The organism is Kribbella sp. NPDC050281 (assembly GCF_040655855.1).
Taxonomy (GTDB): Bacteria; Actinomycetota; Actinomycetes; order Propionibacteriales; family Kribbellaceae; genus Kribbella.
This window is the reverse complement of the sequence record NZ_JBFAKS010000032.1, coordinates 92,341-112,932: the sequence shown is the minus strand read 5'-3', so window position 1 is coordinate 112,932 and position 20,592 is coordinate 92,341. Positions and strand designations below refer to the sequence as shown.

Annotated in this window: 22 protein-coding genes; 9 read left to right on the top strand and 13 right to left on the bottom strand. The window is 68.2% G+C overall.

The window, feature by feature from the left end; genetic code table 11:
* Positions 1–114: 114 nt before the first annotated feature.
* Entirely contained in the window at positions 115–960 is an 846-nt protein-coding gene (locus AB0I34_RS30280; protein WP_360451678.1) for an NAD(P)H-binding protein, read from the bottom strand.
* A gap of 90 nt (positions 961–1,050) precedes the next feature.
* On the opposite strand from AB0I34_RS30280, the gene AB0I34_RS30275 reads away from it, so the two are divergent.
* Positions 1,051–1,983, top strand: coding sequence for an AraC family transcriptional regulator (locus AB0I34_RS30275; protein WP_360451676.1), 933 nt, complete (start codon positions 1,051–1,053; stop codon positions 1,981–1,983).
* A gap of 1 nt (position 1,984) precedes the next feature.
* On the opposite strand, the gene AB0I34_RS30270 is transcribed toward AB0I34_RS30275, so the two are convergent.
* A complete protein-coding gene (locus tag AB0I34_RS30270; RefSeq protein ID WP_360451674.1) occupies positions 1,985–2,674 on the bottom strand; it encodes a dienelactone hydrolase family protein in 690 nt (229 codons plus the stop codon).
* Positions 2,675–2,711: 37 nt separating this feature from the next.
* Entirely contained in the window at positions 2,712–3,557 is an 846-nt protein-coding gene (locus tag AB0I34_RS30265; RefSeq protein ID WP_360451672.1) for an aminoglycoside phosphotransferase family protein, read from the bottom strand.
* Positions 3,558–3,656: 99 nt separating this feature from the next.
* On the opposite strand from AB0I34_RS30265, the gene AB0I34_RS30260 reads away from it, so the two are divergent.
* Positions 3,657–4,028 (top strand): hypothetical protein, encoded by a 372-nt coding sequence (locus AB0I34_RS30260; protein WP_360451670.1) that lies wholly within the window; start codon positions 3,657–3,659, stop codon positions 4,026–4,028.
* Between the two features lie 33 nt (positions 4,029–4,061).
* Here the strand turns inward: AB0I34_RS30260 and AB0I34_RS30255 are convergent, their stop codons facing one another.
* The 3 genes from AB0I34_RS30255 to AB0I34_RS30245 all read right to left on the bottom strand — a co-directional run bounded on the left by AB0I34_RS30255 (position 4,062) and on the right by AB0I34_RS30245 (position 6,810).
* Positions 4,062–5,279, bottom strand: coding sequence for an MFS transporter (locus tag AB0I34_RS30255; RefSeq protein ID WP_360451668.1), 1,218 nt, complete (start codon positions 5,277–5,279; stop codon positions 4,062–4,064).
* A gap of 138 nt (positions 5,280–5,417) precedes the next feature.
* Positions 5,418–6,251, bottom strand: coding sequence for an SRPBCC family protein (locus tag AB0I34_RS30250; RefSeq protein ID WP_360451666.1), 834 nt, complete (start codon positions 6,249–6,251; stop codon positions 5,418–5,420).
* Complete coding sequence (locus tag AB0I34_RS30245) at positions 6,244–6,810, bottom strand: transcriptional regulator (protein ID WP_238164455.1); 567 nt, start codon at positions 6,808–6,810, stop codon at positions 6,244–6,246. The genes AB0I34_RS30250 and AB0I34_RS30245 overlap by 8 nt, the downstream gene beginning before the upstream one ends.
* 192 nt (positions 6,811–7,002) lie before the next feature.
* Here AB0I34_RS30245 and ugpC point away from each other — a divergent pair, with 192 nt between their 5' ends.
* The 3 genes from ugpC (at position 7,003) to AB0I34_RS30230 (ending at position 9,090) form a co-directional block, all read left to right on the top strand.
* A complete protein-coding gene (gene ugpC, locus AB0I34_RS30240; RefSeq protein ID WP_360451663.1) occupies positions 7,003–8,079 on the top strand; it encodes a sn-glycerol-3-phosphate ABC transporter ATP-binding protein UgpC in 1,077 nt (358 codons plus the stop codon).
* Between the two features lie 106 nt (positions 8,080–8,185).
* Positions 8,186–8,581 carry a RidA family protein gene (locus AB0I34_RS30235; RefSeq protein ID WP_360451661.1) on the top strand — a complete coding sequence of 132 codons (396 nt, stop codon included), beginning with the start codon at positions 8,186–8,188 and terminating at the stop codon, positions 8,579–8,581.
* Complete coding sequence (locus AB0I34_RS30230; RefSeq protein WP_360451659.1) at positions 8,578–9,090, top strand: GrpB family protein; 513 nt, start codon at positions 8,578–8,580, stop codon at positions 9,088–9,090. The genes AB0I34_RS30235 and AB0I34_RS30230 overlap by 4 nt, the downstream gene beginning before the upstream one ends.
* Here AB0I34_RS30230 and AB0I34_RS30225 read toward each other — a convergent pair.
* A complete protein-coding gene (locus AB0I34_RS30225) occupies positions 9,078–10,364 on the bottom strand; it encodes an FAD-binding oxidoreductase (RefSeq protein ID WP_360451657.1) in 1,287 nt (428 codons plus the stop codon). The genes AB0I34_RS30230 and AB0I34_RS30225 overlap by 13 nt on opposite strands.
* Before the next feature lie 57 nt (positions 10,365–10,421).
* Between AB0I34_RS30225 and AB0I34_RS30220 the strand changes: the two genes are divergently transcribed.
* Entirely contained in the window at positions 10,422–11,435 is a 1,014-nt protein-coding gene (locus AB0I34_RS30220; RefSeq protein WP_360451655.1) for a WYL domain-containing protein, read from the top strand.
* Here AB0I34_RS30220 and clpX read toward each other — a convergent pair.
* Entirely contained in the window at positions 11,383–12,603 is a 1,221-nt protein-coding gene (clpX, locus tag AB0I34_RS30215; protein WP_360451653.1) for an ATP-dependent Clp protease ATP-binding subunit ClpX, read from the bottom strand. The two genes, AB0I34_RS30220 and clpX, sit on opposite strands and share 53 nt — an antisense overlap.
* A 69-nt stretch (positions 12,604–12,672) precedes the next feature.
* Between clpX and AB0I34_RS30210 the strand changes: the two genes are divergently transcribed.
* A complete protein-coding gene (locus tag AB0I34_RS30210; RefSeq protein ID WP_360451651.1) occupies positions 12,673–13,683 on the top strand; it encodes a helix-turn-helix domain-containing protein in 1,011 nt (336 codons plus the stop codon).
* A 2-nt stretch (positions 13,684–13,685) separates the two neighbouring features.
* On the opposite strand, the gene AB0I34_RS30205 is transcribed toward AB0I34_RS30210, so the two are convergent.
* On the bottom strand, positions 13,686–14,087 hold the full coding sequence (locus AB0I34_RS30205; RefSeq protein ID WP_360451649.1) for a hypothetical protein: 402 nt from the start codon (positions 14,085–14,087) through the stop codon (positions 13,686–13,688).
* Positions 14,084–14,590, bottom strand: a complete 507-nt coding sequence (locus AB0I34_RS30200; RefSeq protein ID WP_360451647.1) for a hypothetical protein — start codon at positions 14,588–14,590, stop codon at positions 14,084–14,086. The genes AB0I34_RS30205 and AB0I34_RS30200 overlap by 4 nt, the downstream gene beginning before the upstream one ends.
* Before the next feature lie 87 nt (positions 14,591–14,677).
* Between AB0I34_RS30200 and AB0I34_RS30195 the strand changes: the two genes are divergently transcribed.
* Complete coding sequence (locus AB0I34_RS30195; protein WP_360451645.1) at positions 14,678–15,310, top strand: MerR family transcriptional regulator; 633 nt, start codon at positions 14,678–14,680, stop codon at positions 15,308–15,310.
* Between the two features lie 252 nt (positions 15,311–15,562).
* Here the strand turns inward: AB0I34_RS30195 and AB0I34_RS30190 are convergent, their stop codons facing one another.
* Together AB0I34_RS30190 and dnaB are read right to left on the bottom strand one after the other, a co-directional pair.
* Positions 15,563–16,306 (bottom strand): SDR family NAD(P)-dependent oxidoreductase, encoded by a 744-nt coding sequence (locus AB0I34_RS30190; protein WP_360451643.1) that lies wholly within the window; start codon positions 16,304–16,306, stop codon positions 15,563–15,565.
* A gap of 323 nt (positions 16,307–16,629) precedes the next feature.
* The gene (gene dnaB, locus AB0I34_RS30185) at positions 16,630–18,423 is read right to left on the bottom strand and encodes a replicative DNA helicase (protein WP_360451683.1); all 1,794 of its coding nucleotides are present in this window, start codon (positions 18,421–18,423) and stop codon (positions 16,630–16,632) included.
* A gap of 475 nt (positions 18,424–18,898) precedes the next feature.
* On the opposite strand from dnaB, the gene AB0I34_RS30180 reads away from it, so the two are divergent.
* The gene (locus AB0I34_RS30180) at positions 18,899–20,239 is read left to right on the top strand and encodes an MATE family efflux transporter (protein WP_360451641.1); all 1,341 of its coding nucleotides are present in this window, start codon (positions 18,899–18,901) and stop codon (positions 20,237–20,239) included.
* On the opposite strand, the gene AB0I34_RS30175 is transcribed toward AB0I34_RS30180, so the two are convergent.
* Complete coding sequence (locus AB0I34_RS30175) at positions 20,229–20,591, bottom strand: YrdB family protein (RefSeq protein WP_360451639.1); 363 nt, start codon at positions 20,589–20,591, stop codon at positions 20,229–20,231. The genes AB0I34_RS30180 and AB0I34_RS30175 overlap by 11 nt on opposite strands.
* Position 20,592 lies beyond the last annotated feature (1 nt).

Sequence of the window (20,592 nt, the reverse complement as noted above, 5' to 3'; positions counted from 1 at the left end):
CGTCCGTGGTCGTGCAAACACTCCTGGTGCCGCAGTTTGGGGGTGGCTGACTTCGCGGGTGGTCACCTGAGCGTGCGACCACCCGCGAGGCCTCGGTTGTTGAGTGCTGGCGGTTCACTCCGCCCAGACGCCGGTCGCCGCGGTCTCGCGGGCCCAGTCGGCGAAGTCACGCGGCGACCGGCCGAGAACCCGCTGGACTCCGTCGGACACGTACTCCGAGCGGTGGTTGCGGATCACGGCAAAGAGGTCGCGGACGGCCTCTGCATCCTCCTGGGGCAGTCCGTCCTCGCGGAGCTCCTCGACGTGGACGTCAGGCTCGACGTCGACGTACTCGATCGGGCGGCCGGTGGCGGCCGAGAGCTCGGCGGCGACCTCGGTCATGGTGAGCGGGCGCGGGCCTGACACCGCGATCACCTGGCCGGTGTACGACTCGTCGAGCAACGCGGCGGCCATCACGTCGCCGACGTCGTTGGTGTCGATCCAGGCCTCGCCACCGCTGCCCGCGGAAACGCGGATCTCGCTGGCCTGGACGTGGGATCGGAGGAAGTCCTCGCTGAAGCCCTGTGCGAACCAGGCCGGCTGGACGATGGTCCAGTCCGCGCCGCTCGCCTGCACTGCGTGCTCCAGGTCGAGCTGACCGTCGTACACGGCGAAGTCGCGGCCAGGGCTGCCGACGCCGCGGCCGGACAGCAGGACCACTCGGCGAAGACCTTGGGCCGCAGCCTCCTTGATGAACCGGCCGGCCTGCGCGAGTCCGGTCGGCCCTACGGGCGGCGCCAGGTACGCCGTGTCGGCGCCGGCGATCGTTGCCGGCCAAGTGCTGTCGTCGTACCAGTCGAAGCGCTGCTCGCTCGACCGGGACGCCAGCCGGTACGGGACGCCGCGGGTCTCGAGCTGCTCGACGACGCGGCGGCCGGTCTTGCCTTTACCACCCAGGATGAGAATCGGTGTCGTTGTCATGGCTCTAGTTCAGCCGGATTCGATGAGACGAACCATGGTTGTTCGGCGCAATTTGATGTCCGAGACGCTCACGTGGCGTACCCTGCGGGTATGGACGTGCTCGATGACCTGCTGGCCGGGACCCGCGCCCGGGACGGCGTGTTCAACCTGACGATCCTGGATCCGCCGTGGGCGATAGAGATCCGCGACGAGGCTCCGCTGGCGCTGGCCACCCTGGTTCGCGGGTCGGGCTGGGTCACTCGCGACGGGATCGAGCCGATGCGGATGGACCAGGGAGATGTCGCGATCTTCACCGGATCATCGCCGTACGTCGTGGGCGACAGCGTCGAGACCGCGCCACAGTTGCGGATCCATCCCGGTGGCGTTTGCGAACCGTTGCCTGGGGCACCGGTCGACTACTCCGCCCGGCTCGGGGTGCGGACGTACGGCAGTCGCGCGTCCGGCGCCGTCATGGTTGCCAGCGGCACCTACCAGTTGGCGGGTGATGTCAGTCGGCGACTCGTGACGGCGCTTCCGCCGGTGCTCGTCGTACCGGCGGCGGAGATCGCGGGTCCGGTGACGGACATGGTGATCGGGGAGATCCAGCGGGATGCGCCTGGGCAGCAGAGTGTGCTGGATCGGTGGCTCGACCTTGCGCTGATCACCACCTTGCGAGCGTGGTTCGCGCGGCCGGAGTCTCAGGCGCCGGGGTGGTATCAGGCGCAGACCGATCCGGTGGCCGGTACGGCGTTGCGGTTGCTGCACGAGGATCCGGCGTACCCGTGGAATGTCACGGAGCTCGCGGATCGGGTCGGGGTGTCGCGGGCGTCGCTCGCGCGCCGGTTCACCGCACTCGTGGGTGAGGCGCCGATGAGCTACCTGACCGGGTGGAGGATCACGCTGGCGGCCGATCAGCTGCGCGCGACCAAGGACACCGTCGAGACGATCGCGCGACGGGTCGGGTACGCGAACGCGTTCGCTCTGAGTGTCGCCTTCAAACGCGTTCGCGGTACGACGCCAACCGCTCACCGCCGCGCGGCCTGAGTCAGCTGGTCGTTGTTCGCATGAACGCGAGTGCCTGCGGCCACGCCAGCCGGTAGGCGGCGGCGTTGACCTCCTTGTCGTGACGCCCCTTGTCGGAGAAGCCGTGGTCCGCACCGGGGAAGTACTGCGCGAACGTCGCGCCCGTCGGCCTCGCCTGCAAGACAGTCTGCAGTGCTTCGAAGTCGGCATTCGGTACGGCGGTGTCCGCGCTCGGGTAGCTCACCAGCACCGGCGCCGCGATCCCAGTAGCCTCGGCGATCGCGTCGTACGTGTGATGCGGCGGCCGCTGCGACGGCACGGTCGGGTGGAAGGCGACGACGTTCGCCAGCCGGTGATCGCGCGCCGCCAGCAGGAGGGCGAACCGCCCGCCCAGGCAGTAGCCGATCACCCCGACCTTGCTGCACCCGAGCTCGCCGAACATGTAGTCGACCAGCGCGGCCTGCTCGGCGAGCGCCACCTCGTCGTCGAGCTCACGCGCCAACCCGCCGAGCTCCTCCCGCGTCACGTTGTCGGTGCTCCGTCCCTTGAACGGATCCCAGGCCAGCGCGGTGATGCCCTCCGCCGCGAGCTCGTCGGCCCACGCCCGGACCTGCTCACCGATCCCGGTGATCATCGGCAGCATCAACATCCCGGCCCGCCCCACCCGCGCGAGGTAAGCGTCCTGCTCCTCGATCGTCACAGTCACACCCATGCGCGCATCCTAAGGCGCGTCGGTCCGGCTACGCTGTTCAGACAGCGCAGTACGGGCGGAAGCGCTTCAGATCGCTGTCCAGCCTGGCGATTCGGTCGAACCCCCAGGTGTCGACGCCCGGGCGGTCGACGTCGTTGAGTACCCGGGCGGCCATGTCCCGGAGGCCTCGGGCCAGCAGCGCGTACTCGAGGTGGTCGATGTCGAGGTCGTACGCACCGTACTCGTCGAGGAAGGATTCAAGCTCCGGTAGGTCCCCCGCGATCCACAGGTCGTGCTCCCGGGGACCGATGACGGCCTGTTCCCAGTCGAGGATGGCCGCGACCTGACCGTCGTCGTCCATGATCAGGTTGTGCACACCGAAGTCGAGGTGGCAGATGATCTCGGGCACCGTCTTGGCACGCGCCCGCTCGATCGCGGCGTCCAGCCGGCGTACCGCCGCATCCACCTCGTCCCGCCGATCCACGATCCATGGGTGATCGAGCCGCTGGGTCAGCGTCCGGACGTGTCGCTCGTCCATGCTGGCAGGCGGCAGATCAACCCGGACCTCAAGCTCGTGGAGCTGCCTCAGCGCCTGCGCGGTCGTCTGCCAATCGTCCACACTCCCGACTCGACCGTGAACGTAGGGAAAGACGGCGTACGGCCGGCCCGCACAGACCGCGTAGAGCTCGCCCGACACCGCCGGAATCGCCTCCGGCACCGGAAGCCCGAGCGCCCGCAGCTCATGCAGCATCCTCAAGCCTGTCGGTACGCCCGGCTTCTTCCACATCTTGACGAACCAGGTGTCGTCCGCCACCCAACAGTCACTCTCGAACCCACCCGCGTGCGCCCGCAGCCCGGAGACCACGACCCCGTAGTCCCTCTCCAGATCCACCACCCGCACCATGCCCCACATCTTGCAGCCCCCACCCCCACCTGTCAGCCGACTTTCTCGCCACCTGACGCCGTGGCAGCATGGACGTCATGCTCACCACACGAAAGGTCCATGCCGCGTAGGCGACCAGGACGGGTCCGCGCCGACGTCCACTTCCGGCTGCGCACCCACCCGAGCGATGTCATCAGGATCTCGAGCCTCCCGGGCCTGTCTCCCCATGGACGCGCAGTCCTCGCGTACCTCGAACACACCCGCCTGTGGCCCGGAGCCGCGGCAGACGCCCTCCGCATCTGGGAGCGCTTCGTTCGTTCCCCGTATCACCGCATCCACGACTACAGGTACGACGAGGGTTGCGGCGTGTGGGAATGCTGCCCCTCACTGATCGAGGTCCAGCAGATCCTCACCACCGTCGAGCACAACCTTCCGCACCGCGACGCCCAACGCTTCCGCCGGCAGCTGACCCAACTCGACAACCTGTGGTGACGCCGTGCCCTCGACCAGAGGACTGCGGCTGAGCTAGCTGGTGGCGGCGAGCATTCGGAGTACGGCGGCGTTGACCAGGATCAGGATGATCGCGGAGAAGACCAGCAGGGCGACCTGGGCCGGCAGGAGGGCGATGCCCAGGCCGATGGCGAGGACGGGGATCGCGAGGCCGACGTACGCGATGAGGAAGAGGGCGGCGAGGACTTCGCCGCGGGAGGTGGGGCCCGCGAGAGAGGCGGCGGTGGCTACGGCGCCGCGGAAGACGAGGCCGGCGCCGGCACCGGCGATCACGCCGCCGGCGACGAACACCGCCAGGCTGGGGATCAGGCCGCCGATCGCGACGCCGATCAGGCCGAATGACATGAGGACGAGACCGATCCGGAGCTGGTTGCCGCGCTCGAACCGGACGAATACGGCCTGGCTGACCGCGCCGGCGGTGAAGACCACGAACGTCACCACCCCGGCCAGCAACGGCGCCCGGTGGTGCAACACCCCGCCGAGGAACGTCGGGGCCAGTGAGGTGAACAGCCCGAAGATCGCGAACGCCGCGAACGCCCCGATCGCCGACGCGAAGAACAAAGGCTTCGCGTCGGACGGCACAGCCACCCGTTGCGGCCGATAAGCCGGCCGCTGCTCCGGCCGCTCGACGGTCTCGGGCACCAGCGCGATCCCCACCGCGCTGAGCAGCAACAGCAGGATGAACACCTCGTACGGGCGCTCGAGCGGTGACGCCACGTACTGCGCCAACAGGCCACCCACCAACGGACCGAACGCGAGTCCACCGAGGTTCACCATGCTCGAGACGAGCGCCGACCGGCTCGGGTCCTCGCCGGGACGAGCGATCTGCCGCAGCTCGGACATGTGCGCGGTCGCGGTCGCGGTGAGCACACCGATACCAATCCCGCAGATGAAGCGAGCGATCAGCAGACCGGGCACGTCCCGCCAGATCAGGAAGATCACCGCCGACACCACCTCGGCCAGTACTGCGAGCAACGCGATGCGGCGCCGGCCGATCCAGTCGCTGACATGCCCGGCCAGATAGAGAGCAGCCATCACCCCGACCGCGTAGCTGGCGAAGATCACCGTGATCACGTACGTCGGGAACCCGTCGCGGTGCTGGTAGATGGCATAGAGCGGAGTGGGCACGGTGGAGAACGCCAGGGTGATGAGGAACGCCGCGGCGATCACCCAGAACCCCGGCGCATACGCGAACCGGACGCGGGCGCCGCTGGACGCCCCCGAACTGGTCATAGTGGACATGCTCCCAGCCTCACGCCGGCCGTCTACCGATTCAAACGACGATCGAGCAGGGCGGTCATCGCCCTGCTCGATCTGATCGCCGGCTCGATCCGGCCCGGGTAGCACCTGACTCTTCCAGGCGACCTACTTCTAGGCGACCCAGATGGACTGCCAGTCCTTCTGCTCGTTGAAGCGGCGCAGCGCGGCGACCCCGCTGAGCCAGCCGAGCCAGGCAGCGTACGGCGGGTTGCCCTCGTCGAACCCGCTCATCACGAAGGTGAGCCGGGTCTTGCCGTCGGACTCGGCCAGCTCCCAGGTGCTGATGCCGGCGTCACCCCAGTCGACGGACATGCTCTGGCCGTCGACGACTCCGACGACAGTGGCGCCGGGTCCCGCGTCGAAGCCGCCCATCGCGAACCGGCCGCCGGCGTGCGGCTCGATCCCGACCGGGTAGCCGAACCACGCCGACGCCTTCTCGGAGGTTGTCAGCGACTCGTACACCTGGGCGACCGGCGCATCGATCAGCGCCTCTCCGGTGAACTCGGCCGAGGTGAAGTCCGGCCGGGTGGTGAGCGCGCGCCCTTCCAGGTGATCGACCAGGTTGGCCAGCGCGAGGGACCAGAAGGTCTGCAGTACGCCGCGGATCGACGCCCGGCTGATCGCGTCGGCGAAGTCGAAGTGACTCTGAGTAAGTTGGATCAGCGTGGCGTCGTCGGACTCGGCCGTCAGCGCGATCTCGGTGGTGGTCTCCTCACCGTCGAGTGTCCACGCCAGCTTCAGCGTCTGGCCGTCGTACCCCAGCACACGCTGGTGCGGGGCGTCGCCCTCGGGGATGTAGCGGCCCCAGAACTCGAAGGTCGCGGGCAGGTCGACGTTCGAGTGTTCGCCGAGCCAGAGGTTGAGGGCCTTCGGGTCGGTCAGCGCCTGCCGTACGTCGTCGATGCCGGCCCGGGCGCGAACCTGGAGGATGAGCGGTTCAGTCATGGTCTTGGTCTCCCTTGGGGTAGCACGCCACGGCCAGCTTGAAGGCATCGCCTTCGGAGCCGCCGTAGCGTTCGAACAGGTCCTGCAGCGTGCTGCGCAGGTCCTGGAAGAACTCGCGCCGCTGGTCCGGTGGGACCCGGATCTCACCGGAAACCCCGATGGACGGCAGCTCCGGAGCTGTCCGGTCCAGCGCGGCGATGTCGGTCTGGACCTCTTCCATCAGGTCCAGCAGGTAGCCGAGGCTCAGTTCGTCCTGGGTCCGGCGGAGGCCGCCGATCCGGCCGACGAGCCGCGGGGACAGCCAGTACGAACGCGCGGTCGCCTGGTAGATGCCCTCGTGGACGCCGCGCACCTTGCGCTCGTCCACCTGCGTCACCAGCCCCGCCTCGACGAGGCGCTTGACGTGGTAGTAGACGCGCTGCGGAGTCTGCCCGAGCTGTTCGGCCACCTCGCCGCAGGTGTGCGGCTCGGCCAGCCGCCGCAACACCTCGATCCGCTGCGGCTTGAACAGCGCCTCGGCCTGTTCGAGCTGCTCCAGGTGCATCACGTCTCTGATCACACAAAAAAGTTTGTACGTAAAAAACTTGCTTGTCAATGCTGTTGCGGATCCATCGGCCGGGAATGTAAACGAGTACTTGCTCGTTCTAGTGAGTGCCTCGGTGATGCGTCACCAAGGGAAGCCACCCCAGACCTGGGGCCTTTGCTACGGATCGTCCGGCACGTTCCTGCCGGCGAAGGAAGGAAGCGCGACATGGCAACTGTCTCGTTCAAGGGAGCCACCCGGGTCTACCCGGGCACTGACATCGCTGCCGTGGACAAGCTCGACCTCGACATCGAGGACGGGGAGTTCATGGTGCTGGTCGGACCATCCGGATCGGGGAAGTCGACGGCACTGCGGATGCTGGCCGGGCTCGAAGAGGTCAACGAGGGATCCATCTACATCGGCGATCGCGACGTCACCAACAGCCCGCCGAAAGAGCGCGACATCGCGATGGTGTTCCAGAACTACGCGCTGTACCCACATATGTCGGTCGCCGACAACATGGGCTTCGCCCTGAAGATGCAGGGCCTGCACAAGGACGAGCGGGCCAAGCGCGTCGCCGAGGCGGCCAAACTGCTCGGCCTCGAGGAGTACCTCGACCGCAAGCCGAAGGCGCTGTCCGGCGGTCAGCGTCAGCGCGTGGCGATGGGTCGCGCGATCGTCCGTGACCCGCAGGTCTTCCTGATGGACGAGCCGCTGTCGAACCTCGACGCCAAGCTCCGGGTCCAGACCCGCACGCAGATCGCCGAGCTCCAGCACCGCCTCGGCGTCACCACCGTCTACGTCACCCACGACCAGGTCGAAGCCATGACCATGGGCGACCGGGTCGCCGTACTGAAGGACGGCGTACTGCAGCAGGTCGACACCCCGCTGAACCTGTACGACAAGCCGCGGAACAGGTTCGTGGCCGGCTTCATGGGATCGCCGGCGATGAACCTGATCGAGGCCAAGATCGCCGACGGCGGCGCGCTGATCGGTGACTACCTGGTGCCGATCGACCGCGCCCTGCTGGCCAAGGCCGGCGACGACAAGACGCTGACCATCGGCGTCCGGCCGGAGGCGCTCCACTTCGCCGACGAGGGGCTGCCGGTCACGGTCGCGGTGGTCGAGGAGCTCGGCTCCGACGCGTTCCTGTACGGCACCGCAGAGCACACCGGGAACCAGCAGATCATCGCCCGGATCAGCACCCGCCAGAACGCCGAGAAGGGCAGCCTGATTCACCTGGCTCCGGACCCGGAGAAGCTGCACCTCTTCTCGTCCTCCACCGAGGAGCGGCTGAACGCCTGATCGCTGTGCTGCCGCCGGGTCTCTGCTTCAGGGCCCGGCGGCAGTTCCTTGTCTGCCCCGCGTAAATTCCGTTGACCGGGTGGTGTGGGTCGCGTTTGCTCGGGGAGTGACGATCGAGCGGACCAACCCCGACGGACTGCACGCGACCCCCGGCTATCACCATGTGACCAAGGTCCAGGCGGACACCCTGATCTACCTGGCGGGCCAGTGCCCGCTGCAGCCGTCAGGCGAGCTCGCCGAGGGCGGACTCGGAGGTCAGACCGAGCAGGTGATCCGCAACATCCTGATCGCGCTCGAGTCCGCGGGTGCCACCCCGGACGACGTCGTACGAACCGTCATCTATGTCGCGAGCTCCGACCGCGACGAGCTGGGGGCGGTGTGGAGCCAGCTCAACGCGTCGCCGCTCGCGCCTGCGTTCAGCACGGCCAGCACTCTGCTCGGCGTCGCACAGCTCGGCTTCACGGGTCAGCTCGTCGAGATCGACGTCACCGCGGCGCTGTGATCCCTCCGGCGTCGGTGGTCGAGTACGACGCGCGGTGGCCGGATTGGTTCGCGGAGATCCGGGATGGGTTGTCGCCTTACCTGAAGGGCATCCCGCACACCGTCGAGCACGTTGGCAGCACCGCCGTACCGGGGCTGGCCGCGAAGCCAATCATCGACGTCGACGTGGTGGCCCGGGCTGTCGACCTCGTGCCAGCGGCCGTCGCGGCGATAGTTGCTGCCGGCTACCAACATGAGGGCGACCTTGGTATCACCGGGCGTCAGGCGTTCGCACTCCCGCCCGACGCCGCGCACTACCACCACCTGTACGTCGTTGTCGAAGGCAACAAGCCGCATCAGGACCATGTGTTGTTGCGTGACCACTTGCGGGCGGACGCCGCCGATCGGGAGCGGTACGCCGCCCTGAAGCGGGAGTTGGCCCATCTCCTCACCACCGACCGCGCGGCCTACGTCGAGGCAAAGGCCGGACTGGTCGAGGAGATCCTCCGGCGCGCTGCTCAGAGCTCGTGATTCGGTGCGAGCCGGCGGTCGGCGTCGTACCGGTTCCTGAGGTCGGTGAGCCGGCGGTGGTCGGCGGGGTCGAATGCCGCGCGGATCTCGTCACCGGTCAGCGGGCCGGCGGAGAAGTTGAGCAGGCGGCCGACCGTGGCGCCGCGCCATGGCTCGAGGATGCTGTGGTGCAAGGCGGTTACGTCGTCCTGGCCTGGTGAGAGAACAGTCAGCGAGTACGACGCTGTGCGGTGGCCGATCGCGTTCGGTACGTCGGGCTGACGGCTGAGCGCACCACCGAGGTGACGGATGCCGATCACGCACATCGCCGACGCGTCCGGTCCGGCGAGCTTCGGTAACGTCGCGAGCGCATCCGGGTCGAGGTCACTGAGCAGGGCGTTGCGTGAGCGGTAGCTGTCCGGGCGTTCCGGCTCGGCGAAGATCTTGCCCGACTCGGTGTAGGGGAGCTCGCCCACGGTGTCGAGCACCGGCTCACCGATCGCGCGCAGCGGTTTGATCAAATCTTCTCCGCCCTCGCCGAGGATCGCGAGCTGCACCTGGGCGACGTACCTCCCGCGCAGCGGTTCCGGGACCTGCGGGATGTCCGGCAGCGGCACCAGCGCGATGGCCGAGGTCACCTCGTCGGGAACCGACCGGGTCCACTCGGCCCAGACCTCGAGCACAGTCGGGTTCTGCAGGAAGTCGAAGTACAGGCTGCCGCCGTACAACGTGGCGACGTCGAACAGGTCGACCTCGATCCGGGTCACCACGCCGAAGTTGCCGCCGCCACCGCGCAGCGCCCAGAACAGCTCCGCGTCGTCCTCGGCATTCCGCCGTACGCCGTCCGGGGTGACGATCTCGATCCGGCGGACGTGGTCGGCGGCGTACCCATACCGCCGGGCCATCAGCCCGAGGCCGCCACCGAGCGTGTAAGAGATCGCGCCGACTCCCGGGAAGCTGCCGGACAGCGGGGCGAGACCGTACGGCGCGGTCGCGTCGATCACGTCCTGCCAGGTCGCGCCGGCCTCGATCCACGCCGTCTTCCGCGCGGGATCGACCCGGACGCCGTTGAAGGCTCCGGTCGCGATCAACACACCGCCGTCGAGACCCTTCGCGAGCCCATGCCCGGACGCCTGCACCGCCAGACGCAGGTCGTGCTCGGCCGCGTACCGGACTGCTTCCTCGACCTCGGCCACGCTCGTGACCGGGAAGATCACGTCCGGCCGATGCGGGTCGCGCCGCTGGAACCCGAGCCGAGCCTGGTCGTATCCCTTCGATTCCTTCGTCAACATCATGGGACCGACGCTAGGAGCCCTTGCGGACACATCCGGTCCGCAAGGCATCCTTTCCGGGTGAGTACCCGGAAAGAACTGCCCGGCCGCATGCTCCGGTTGCTGTCGCTGCTGCAGAGCCGCCGCGAGTGGTCCGGCCGCGAACTGGCCGAACGCCTCGGCGTCACCGAGCGGACGGTACGACGCGACGTCGACCGGCTGCGGTCCCTCGACTACCCGGTGACCGGCACGACCGGGACGGCCGGCGGCTACCGCCTCGGTCCCGGTACGACGCTGCCGCCACTGCTGCTCGACGACGATGAGGCGGTGGCGGTCGCACTTGGCCTGGTCGGCGCGGCGGCGGGTGGTGTGAGCGGGATCGCGGAGAGTTCGATGCGAGCTCTCGCCAAGCTCGAGCAGGTGCTGCCGGCGCGACTGCGACCGCAGCTGGCCGCGGTGGGTTCTGCGGCTGAGGCGGTCCCCCGGCCAGGTGTCGCACAGGTGGATGCGGGTGTGCTCGCCGTACTGGCGGGCTGCTGCCGCAACCATGAGATCGTTGCCTTCGACTACCAAAGCCGCCAGGGTACGACGACCCGCCGGCGGGTCGAGCCGCATCAGCTGCTCACGTTGACCTGGCGCTGGTACCTGCTCGCGTTCGATCTGTCACGCGACGACTGGCGGATCTTCCGGGTCGACCGGATCTCCGAGGTGACGCCCGTACTGCACCGGTTCACGCCGCGGGTGCTGCCGGCCCCGGACTCGGCGACCTACCTGGTCGAGTCGTTCGCTGCCGCGCAGTACCGGCACGCGGTTCGGCTGACCGTGCAGCTCCCGGCTGAGCGCGTGGTCGACACCTTCGAGGGTGTCGTTCGCGGCACGGTCGAGCCGTCCGGCCCGGACGCGTGCGTAGTCCGCTTCAGCGCGGACACCGCATCGCTGGTGCTCTCCTTGGTCGTCCCGATCGTTGCCCTGGGCGCCGAGTTCACCGTCGACGAGGCGACTCCGGAGGTCGCAGCGATGATCGCCGGCGTCGGCGAACGGCTTACGCGGTCCTTCGCCGCCGCGGCGGAGTCCGTGGCACCAACGTCGGATTGACGTTGGTCTCGACCGCGTCGCGATCCACGACCACCCGCTCGATGTCGTCGCGCCCGGGTACGTCGTACATCACCGGGAGCAGGACCTCTTCGAGGATCGCGCGCAGGGCGCGGGCACCGGTCCGGCGGAGCAGGGCGAGATCCGCGATCGCCTCGACCGCGTCCGGGGTGAACTCGAGGTCGACGCCGTCGAGCCGGAACAGCTTGCGGTACTGCTTGATCAGCGCATTGCGCGGCTCGGTGAGGATCCGGACCAGCGCGTCGCGGTCGAGCGCGGGCACGCTGGTGACGATCGGGAGCCGGCCGACGAACTCCGGGATCAGGCCGAAGGTGACCAGGTCCTCCGGCATGACCTTCCCGCTCTCGGGCTGCTCGGCCGCAGCGCCGAAGCCCAGCCGGGATGGCCGCGTACGCCGGGCGACCAACTCATCGAGTCCGTCGAAGGCGCCACTGACGATGAAGAGCACCCGTGTCGTGTCTATCTGGATGAACTCCTGCTGCGGGTGCTTGCGGCCACCCTGCGGCGGCACCGAGGCCGTCGTACCTTCCAGGATCTTCAGCAGCGCCTGCTGCACACCCTCGCCGGAGACATCGCGGGTGATCGACGGGTTCTCGCTCTTCCTCGCGATCTTGTCGATCTCGTCGATGTAGACGATGCCGGTCTCGGCCTTGCGGACGTCGAAGTCGGCGGCCTGGATCAGCTTGAGCAGGATGTTCTCGACGTCCTCACCGACGTACCCGGCCTCGGTGAGCGCGGTCGCATCGGCGATCGCGAACGGTACGTCGAGCATCCGAGCCAGCGTCTGGGCCAGATGGGTCTTGCCGGAACCGGTCGGGCCGATGAGCAGGATGTTCGACTTGCCCAGCTCGACGTCGCCGGCCTTGGTCCGGTGCCGCTTGTAGTGGTTGTAGACGGCAACGGCCAGTGCCTTCTTCGCGTCGTCCTGACCGATCACGTAACCGTCGAGGAACTCGCGGATCTCACGCGGCTTCGGCACCCGGGCCGGCAGGTCGTCGCTGATATCGCTGAGCTCCCCCTCGGCGATCAGCTCGTTGCAGAGCTCGACGCAGCCGTCGCAGATGCACAGCGGGGTGGGGCCGGCGATCAGCTTGCCGACCTGGTGCTGGGTCTTGCCGCAGAACGTGCACTTCAGCACCTCGGCTGCCATCCCCTACCGCCTTCTCAGATGTTGTAGTCATCCAGATGGTAGCAACATCTGAGTGCTAGAGTGGTGGCCGTGAGCCGCTTGAGCAGGGCGGAACTGCAACTCCGCAACCGGGCGAAGGTGCTGGCCGCGGCGCGGGCGGAGTTCGCCGAGCACGGCTACCGGGATGCGACCATCGACCGCATCGCCGACCGCGCCGACCTCACCCGTGGCGCGGTGTACTCCAACTTCGCCGGCAAGCGCGCGCTCTACCTGACGGCGCTTGCCGATCAGAACCGGACGGGTCGAGGTGCACGTCGCGCGGTGAGCACACCTGCCGAAGGGCTCGCCGCCTTCGCGTCTTCGTGGTTCGACCGGGAACACCCGGGCGCAGAACCCGACCTGGCGGACTTCGGGGCGCCGTACGCCTCGTTGCTCGGTTTCAACGCGGTCCTCCTCGGCCTCGCCCTCGACGCGCTGAGCCCCGGCGAACTCGGCCGGAGGATCCAGGTCTCGCGGCTCGCGCTCACGCTGCTGACCGGTGCGACCCAGTTGGCCTCGGCCCCCGGGTTCGTCCAGCCGCTCGCGGTCGCTCGTGCCTGTGCCGGGTTGGCCGACCTCGACCTCGACGATCCCTGGACCCGTCCACCAACCATGCCCCCGGTGCGGCCGGCTCACGAGTCCTGGTCGCCGCCATCCGTGACCGACGAGGTGCTTCGCCGTACAGCGGAGTTCGGCACCGGCGTCGTCGTCATCCTCGGACTCAACCGCCTGGCCGCCGCGGAGGACGTCGTACGGTCCACCGACGGAGCGGTCACGATCGCCCTGGTGTCCAGCGATCCGTCCGAGCTCGGGCCGCTCGCTCGATACACCACCGACAGCCTTCTTGGTTGCCTACGGCAAGTAGCCCCACTGCCGCGGGTGCAGGTGGTGCACGACGAGGACGGCGTACTGGCGTCCGCCCTCGGCTGCGAGGTGATCGGCGACGACCTCGAGTATGCCGTCGCGATCACCGGCGACCGGATCGTCGCCCGCGCCGAGGGGTTCGGGGCGGGCGCGGCGATCGCCTCGGTACAGCCGGCCCGAACCGTCGCAGCCGGCTGAGGTCAGGCGACGATCAGGCCGATGCCGAGGGTCAGGACGCCGAGCGCGAGCGACGCGGCGCCGAGCCACAGGACCCAGAGGAACTGGTTCGGCTGGGTCCTGTCCTTACCTGCGGACGAGGCGAAGAAGCCGCCGGACATGAGGATCGCCGCGACCGGGATCGCCAGGCGGGCGACCCAGAGCATGACGCCGGACAGGCTGGTCTGATCGACGTACAGCAGCCCGACCAGGCTGAGGATCACGAGGACGCCGGCGTGTGCGTGGCCGGCTCGTGCGAACGACTTCTGGAAGTCCGTCATCGGCACCTGACCGCGGACGATCTTGGTCATGAAGTAGCCGCCGAACTGGATCGTGACGATGGTGAGCAGGATCGCCCCGGCGATGATCCGCGACGCTTCGGTCATGAGTGCACCAACTCCTTCCGCTGTGCCGCGGTGGTAGCGGGCTTGGTGGTCTTGGCGACCCAGAGCGCGACCGCGAGGTAGAGGATCTGCTCGGGGATCCGCTGCCACAGCGGGGTCGCCTCGCCGCCGGCGAACGGTACGTCGGCCACCGCCGCGTGGATGTTCGCCGGGAGCAACGCCACGAACAACGCGGCCAGGGCGTACCCGGCGGCCCAGCGCGTCGCGGTGAGCACGAGACCGGCCGCACCGAGCAGTTCCAGTACGCCGGTGACATACACCAGCGCATCCGCGAATGGCAGGAACGGCGGGACCATGCGCACCATGTCCGCGTGGTTCGGCATCACCGTCACGTCGGCTGGGACGAAGTGTGCGCTCGCGGTGAGCAGCAGCATGACTGCCATCGCGTGCGCCGCGCTGACGGGCCAGGTCGCGAACCGCCGCACCCCGAGCGCGCCGAGCGCCCGGAAGACGAACGTCGCCAGGACAAGAACGAGGGGGATCATCCGCCTCAGCTCCTTACATGGATAGTGAAGGTATCCGCTTATGGATACTGATACTATCCATCACAGCCGAGAGGAAGGCAAGCGAGAATGCGCATCGGGGAACTGAGCCGGGCCACCGAGGTCCCGGTGCCGACGATCAAGTACTACCTGCGCGAGGGCCTGCTTCCGCAGGGAGAGCTCAGCAGCCCGAACCAGGCGTCGTACGGCGACCGCCACGTCCGCCGGCTGCGATTGATCCGGGCACTGGTCGAGCTGGCCCAGGTCCCGGTGGCGCAGGTGAAGGAGATCCTCGAGTCGCTGGACGCTGACGACGTACCTCTGCATGAACAGATCGGCCGGGCCCATCGCGCGCTCACGCCGACCCGCAAGCAGACCGCATCAGAAGAGGCCCGCGCGGCCGCCACCACTCAGGTGACCGAACTGATCACCCGCCGCGGCTGGTCCGTCGAACCCGAGGCGCCCGCGCTCGCCACTCTGATCGAAACCGTCGCAGCGCTGCGCACCCTCGGCCAGGACGACCTGGTCGGCTTCCTCGACGCCTACGCCGACGCCGTCGAACGCTTCACGGAACTGGAGATCGACGCCGTCACCACCAACCCCACCCGGGACCAACTGGCCGAATCCGTCGTCATCGGCACGATCCTCGGCGAAACCCTCATCTCGTCCCTCCGCCTCCTCGCCCAAGAATCCATCTCAGCCCACCGCTGGAAAAACCGCTGACGCCGCATCGCCCTCAGCTTCACCCCTCAGCCTCAGCCTCCGGTTCAGCTGCAGGCCGGGCTCATCGTGGTCTGCGCGGCCGAGCTCGTCCTCCGCGTACTGCTGTGGACCGGCCAACGCCACGCCTGGTGGCCGTCACTGGTCTGCTCCCGGCCAAGCGCGCTCCCCTTCGGTCCGCTCCTTGCCTCGCGAGCACGGGACTGGGGCTCGCCGCGCACGCGAGACCGAAGGTCGCACGTCCTTGACGTGCGATCACCAGGCGACAGAGCCGAGCCGGTCGACGAAGGTGGCAGTCGGACCATCGGCGGCAAGGGTCGCGAGCCGGATGATGGCGTCGGTGCCCTCGGTGACCGTCAGCTCGCCGGTGTGATGGTTCATGTCGGTGGCGGCGAACTTGTGGTTCGCGACCTCTCCAGGAGTGGCGACGTTGAACTTGATCTGCGGAAGCGCCTGCGCGTACCGAACCGTGATCATGTTCAGCGCCGCCTTCGACGAACTGTAGGCGAGCTCGTGCATCTTCGAGATCGGCTGCGCCGGATCGGTCACCACCGCGAACGACCCCCCGGCGCTGGACACCATCACCACGCGCGGATTCTCCGCCGCCTGCAGCAGCGGCAGGAACGCCTGCGTCACCCGGATCGGCCCGTACACGTTCGTGTCGAACACAGGATGAACGTCCGCCACCACCGCATCGGCCGGCGGCACAGCCTTCCCCGGCGCACCCGCATTGTTGATCAACACGTCCAGCCGATCAGTGTGCTTCCGAACCAGCCGTACGGCGTCCGCCACCGACTCGTCCGACGTCACGTCCAACGGCACCAGGACCACGTTCACCCCGTCGTCCGCCAGCGTCTCAACAGCGACCCGCCCGCGCTCCTCATCCCGCGACCCGAGGAAGACGGCCCACCCCATCTCCCCCAATCGCCGCGCAGCCTCAAGCCCAAGCCCTTTGTTCCCTCCGGTCACTAACACCGAGGTCTGTTCAGATCCAGTCATGCCCACGAGACGCCGTACGCCGCCACCCTGTGACACCGTGTGAACGACCTCACAACCCCAGGCCGTCGTCCAATCTCGTTGACCATCGATTCCGGGCGAGGACAATCGCGGCCCAGGACTCGCGCCGACCTCTGAGCGTGTGCGACTGCACGATGTGCGAGTCCCGGCGATCCGACGCTTCAGTCGGTGCGGATTCGTACACCTGGCCGATTTCGGAAGACGCTGAGTTGCGCGGCAGCTGCTCCACAGATCACCGGTAGCGCTTGGCGCCACGAGGCAAGAGCTGGGACCGCATCGTCGGCTCCTGCTCCGGAGTGGTTCTTCTATCCGTCGTGGGCCATGTCTACGAAGCGGGAGTAGTGGCCCTGGAAGGCGACGACGACGTCTGCCGTGGGGCCGTTGCGGTGCTTGGCGACGATGAAGTCTGCTTCGCCGGGGCGGGTGGACTCACGTTCGTAGGCGTCTTCGCGGTGGAGGAGGATGACAACGTCGGCATCCTGCTCCAAACTCCCGGATTCGCGGAGGTCGGAGGCCATGGGGCGTTTGTCGGAGCGTTGTTCGGAGCCTCGGTTGAGCTGGCAGATGGCTACTACGGGGAGTTCCAGTTCCTTGGCGAGGAGCTTGATCGAGCGGGAGAACTCGGAGACTTCGAGTTGGCGGGACTCGACCTTCTTGCCGGACGTCATCAGCTGGAGGTAGTCGATCACGATCAGACGGAGGTCGTGGCGCTGCTTGAGGCGGCGGGCCTTGGCGCGGATCTCCATCATGGTGAGGTTCGGGGAGTCGTCGATGAACAGCGGCGCCTCGGAGACCTCACCCATCTTGCGGGCCAGCCGAGCCCAGTCCTCGTCGGTCATCTTGCCGTTGCGCATGTGGTGCAGCGGCACCTTGGCCTCGGCGGACAGCAGACGCATGGTGATCTCGTTGCGGCTCATCTCCAGCGAGAAGATGCACGAGGTCAGGCCGTGCTTGATCGACGCCGACCGGGCCAGGTCGAGCCCCAGCGTGGAGTTGTGGGTCGGGATCATCGTCTTGCCGGCGAGGTACAAGTGATCGGGGTTGTCCACCTCGACGCAGCGCACCGGCACACTGTCGACCTGGTGGATCCATTCCACCCGCCGCTCGCCCTCACCGGCCAGCGCGGCCGGGAAGCCATGCCCGGTGATCTGCCGCGGCGCCGACCCGGTGATCGACGGTGTCAGTCCGGGACTCGCTGACATCGCCGTGAACAGGTCGGCGGTCGTGCAGACCACCGGGCGGCCGCCGTCCTCGACCCGCCACTGGTGCTCGGCGTCGGCGACGATCGTGCTGCCGTCCGAGAACGACAGCCGGAAACAGGGCCGGTCGACCATCACCTCGGTCGCCGCCACCACCGTGGTCGGCCGGCCGTCGGCGTCGAGCAACTGGTCGCCGACGGCGATCTCGGCCATCGTGGTCCAGCCGGTCGGCGTCGGCAGCGGGGTGTCGAGCGCGAGCGCCTTCCCCATCGCGGGACGCGCGGCGACGATGATCATCTGGCCGGGGTGCAGACCGTTGGTCAGCTCGTCCAGGTCGGTGAACCCGGTCGGTACGCCGACCATCGCGTCGCCACGGGAGTCGATCGCCTCGATCTCGTCGAGGGCGCCCTCCATGATGTCCTTCAGCGGCGCGTAGTCCTCGGCGGTCCGCTTCTCGGTGACCGAATAGATCTCCGCCTGGGCCTCGTCGACGACGTCGTCGACCTCACCCTCACCGGCGTACCCGAGCTGGACGATCTTGGTACCGGCCTCGACCAGGCGACGCAGGATCGCCTTCTCCCGGACGATGTGCGCGTAGTACCCGGCGTTCGCGGCGAGCGGGACGGAGGCGACCAGCGTGTGCACGTACGGCGCGCCGCCGATCCGGGCCATCTCGCCGCGACGGTTCAGCTCGGCGGCGACCGTGATCGCGTCGGCCGGCTCACCGCGGGCATACAGGTCCGTGACCGCGTCGAAGACGATCTCGTGCGCCGGCCGGTAGAAGTCGGTGCTGCGCAGGGTCTCGATCACGTCGGCGATCGCGTCCTTGCTCAGCATCATGGCGCCGAGCACACACTGCTCCGCGGCCAGATCCTGCGGCGGCGTACGGTCGAAGCCCATCTCCGGGTTGCGCTCTTCCTGGCCGCCGCCCTGCCCCCCGCGGAACTCCGCCACGCTCACTTCGCCCGACCTCCTCGTCCGCCCACCGACGCGCCACCCCGACCATCGGAGGCCGGAGTTCGAACACCTGATCGAACCGTAAACACAGCCACCGACAGTTTGCGGACGGCGCCAGACACGCGACCGTACGCCGGTCTGGTCACCGGGTGCTAGCCGGTCATCCACAGGGGGTGTGGACGAGCTGTGGGAAACTCCGTGATCGGGTGTGCACAGGTTGGGAACAACCCTGTGGATATCTGTGGAAAGAGATCCAAAACATCCCTCTGACCTGCGGTTTCACCCATTCACAACTGTGGAGAAGAAAAAGTCAGCGACCTTCTTCCGGACTGTGGGATCCGGCCGCCTGTGCACAGCGCAGGTCAGGCACAATGGGCCGCATGCTCATGACATACCGCGCGCTGGCGACGGCGGCGCGGTGACTGAGCCGAGCCGGACAGGACTGCGACGACTGATCGGGTCCCAGGACCGCGAGATCCTGCGGCTCGCCGTCCCGGCATTCTTCGCGCTGGTCTCTGAGCCGCTGATGCTTCTCGCCGACTCCGCGATCGTCGGCCACCTCGGTACGCCGCAACTCGCCGCACTGGGCATCGCCGGCACGATCCTGCAGACGCTCGTCGGGATCTGCGTGTTCCTCGCGTATGGCACGACGTCCGCGGTGGCCCGGCGGATCGGCGCGGGTGATCACCGCGGCGCACTGGCCCAGGGCATCGACGGACTCTGGCTGGCGCTGCTGCTGGGCGTCGTACTGGCGATCGCCGGGCTGCTGCTCTCGCCCGTCGCGATCGCCGCGTTCGACCCATCGCCGGACGTCGCGGACCACGCCGTGATCTATCTGCGCATCTCGTGCTTCGGCATCCCGTCCATGTTGCTGCTGATGGCGGCCACCGGCGTACTCCGTGGATTGCAGGACACCAAGACGCCGATGGTCGTCGCCATCTCCGCCAACCTCGTCAACATCGGTCTGAACGTCCTGCTCGTCTACGGCCTCGACCTCGACATCGCCGGCTCGGCGCTGGGTACGGCGCTCGCACAGACAGCGGCTGGAGTGGCGCTGGTCGTCGTGGTTGTCCGCGGGGCCCGGCGTGACGGCGCCAAGTTGCGACCGGACAGACCAGGCATCCTCGCGTCCGCACAAATGGGCATCCCGCTGATCGTCCGAACTCTGACGTTGCGGATGGCACTCATCCTGCTCACCTTCGTCGCCACCGCTCTGGGTACGACGTCGGTCGCCGCGCACCAGGTCGCGTTCACTCTCTGGTCGTTCCTCGCGCTCGCACTCGACGCCATCGCCATCGCGGCGCAGGCGTTGACCGGGCGGGCGCTCGGTGCGGGTGATGTGGCCGGCACCCGCGCGATCACCCGGCGGATGATGTGGTGGGGCCTGGTCTCCGGATTCGTCGGCGGGCTCGCGCTCTGGGGTCTGCGCGACATCTACGTCTCGTGGTTCACCACGGATCCCGAGGTACGACAGACGCTCGCCGCCGTACTGGTCGTCGCGGCGTTGTGGCAACCCGTGAACGGCGTGGTGTTCGTGCTGGACGGCGTACTGATCGGCGCCGGAGACGGTCCGTACCTGGCGGTGGCCGGAGTGATCGCGCTCGTGCTGTACGTGCCGCTCGCGTTGAGCGTGCTGTGGCTGGACGGCGGCATCGTCGCGTTGTGGTGGGCGTTCGGCGGGTTCATGCTGCTGCGGCTGCTCACTCTGATGACGCGCGAACGCAGCGACGCCTGGCTGGTGACAGGCGCTACTCGCTGACGTTGGGCTGCGGCGTGTCCGGGCTGAGCTTCTGCACGTGGATGATCAGCAGGTTCGCCGCGACTACCACCACGAAGACAATCCCGAGCACCGGGTGACCCAGGCTCCACAGTGCGGCTCCGGCGAGGCCGAACACCAGGACCTTCACCACCGTCCGCACCACCGGCGTGCCCCGCTTCGCGGTGGGAGCGGCGTACAGACCCCAGATGACGGCCGCGACGACGGGCAGTCCGACGGCGAGCAGGATCCGCAGCGCGGTGTTCTCGGTCGCTTGCGATCCCCACCAGGCGAAGATGCCTAGGGCAACCAACTCCACGAGGAACGCGAGCAGCAGGTTCGTCCACTTCCACATG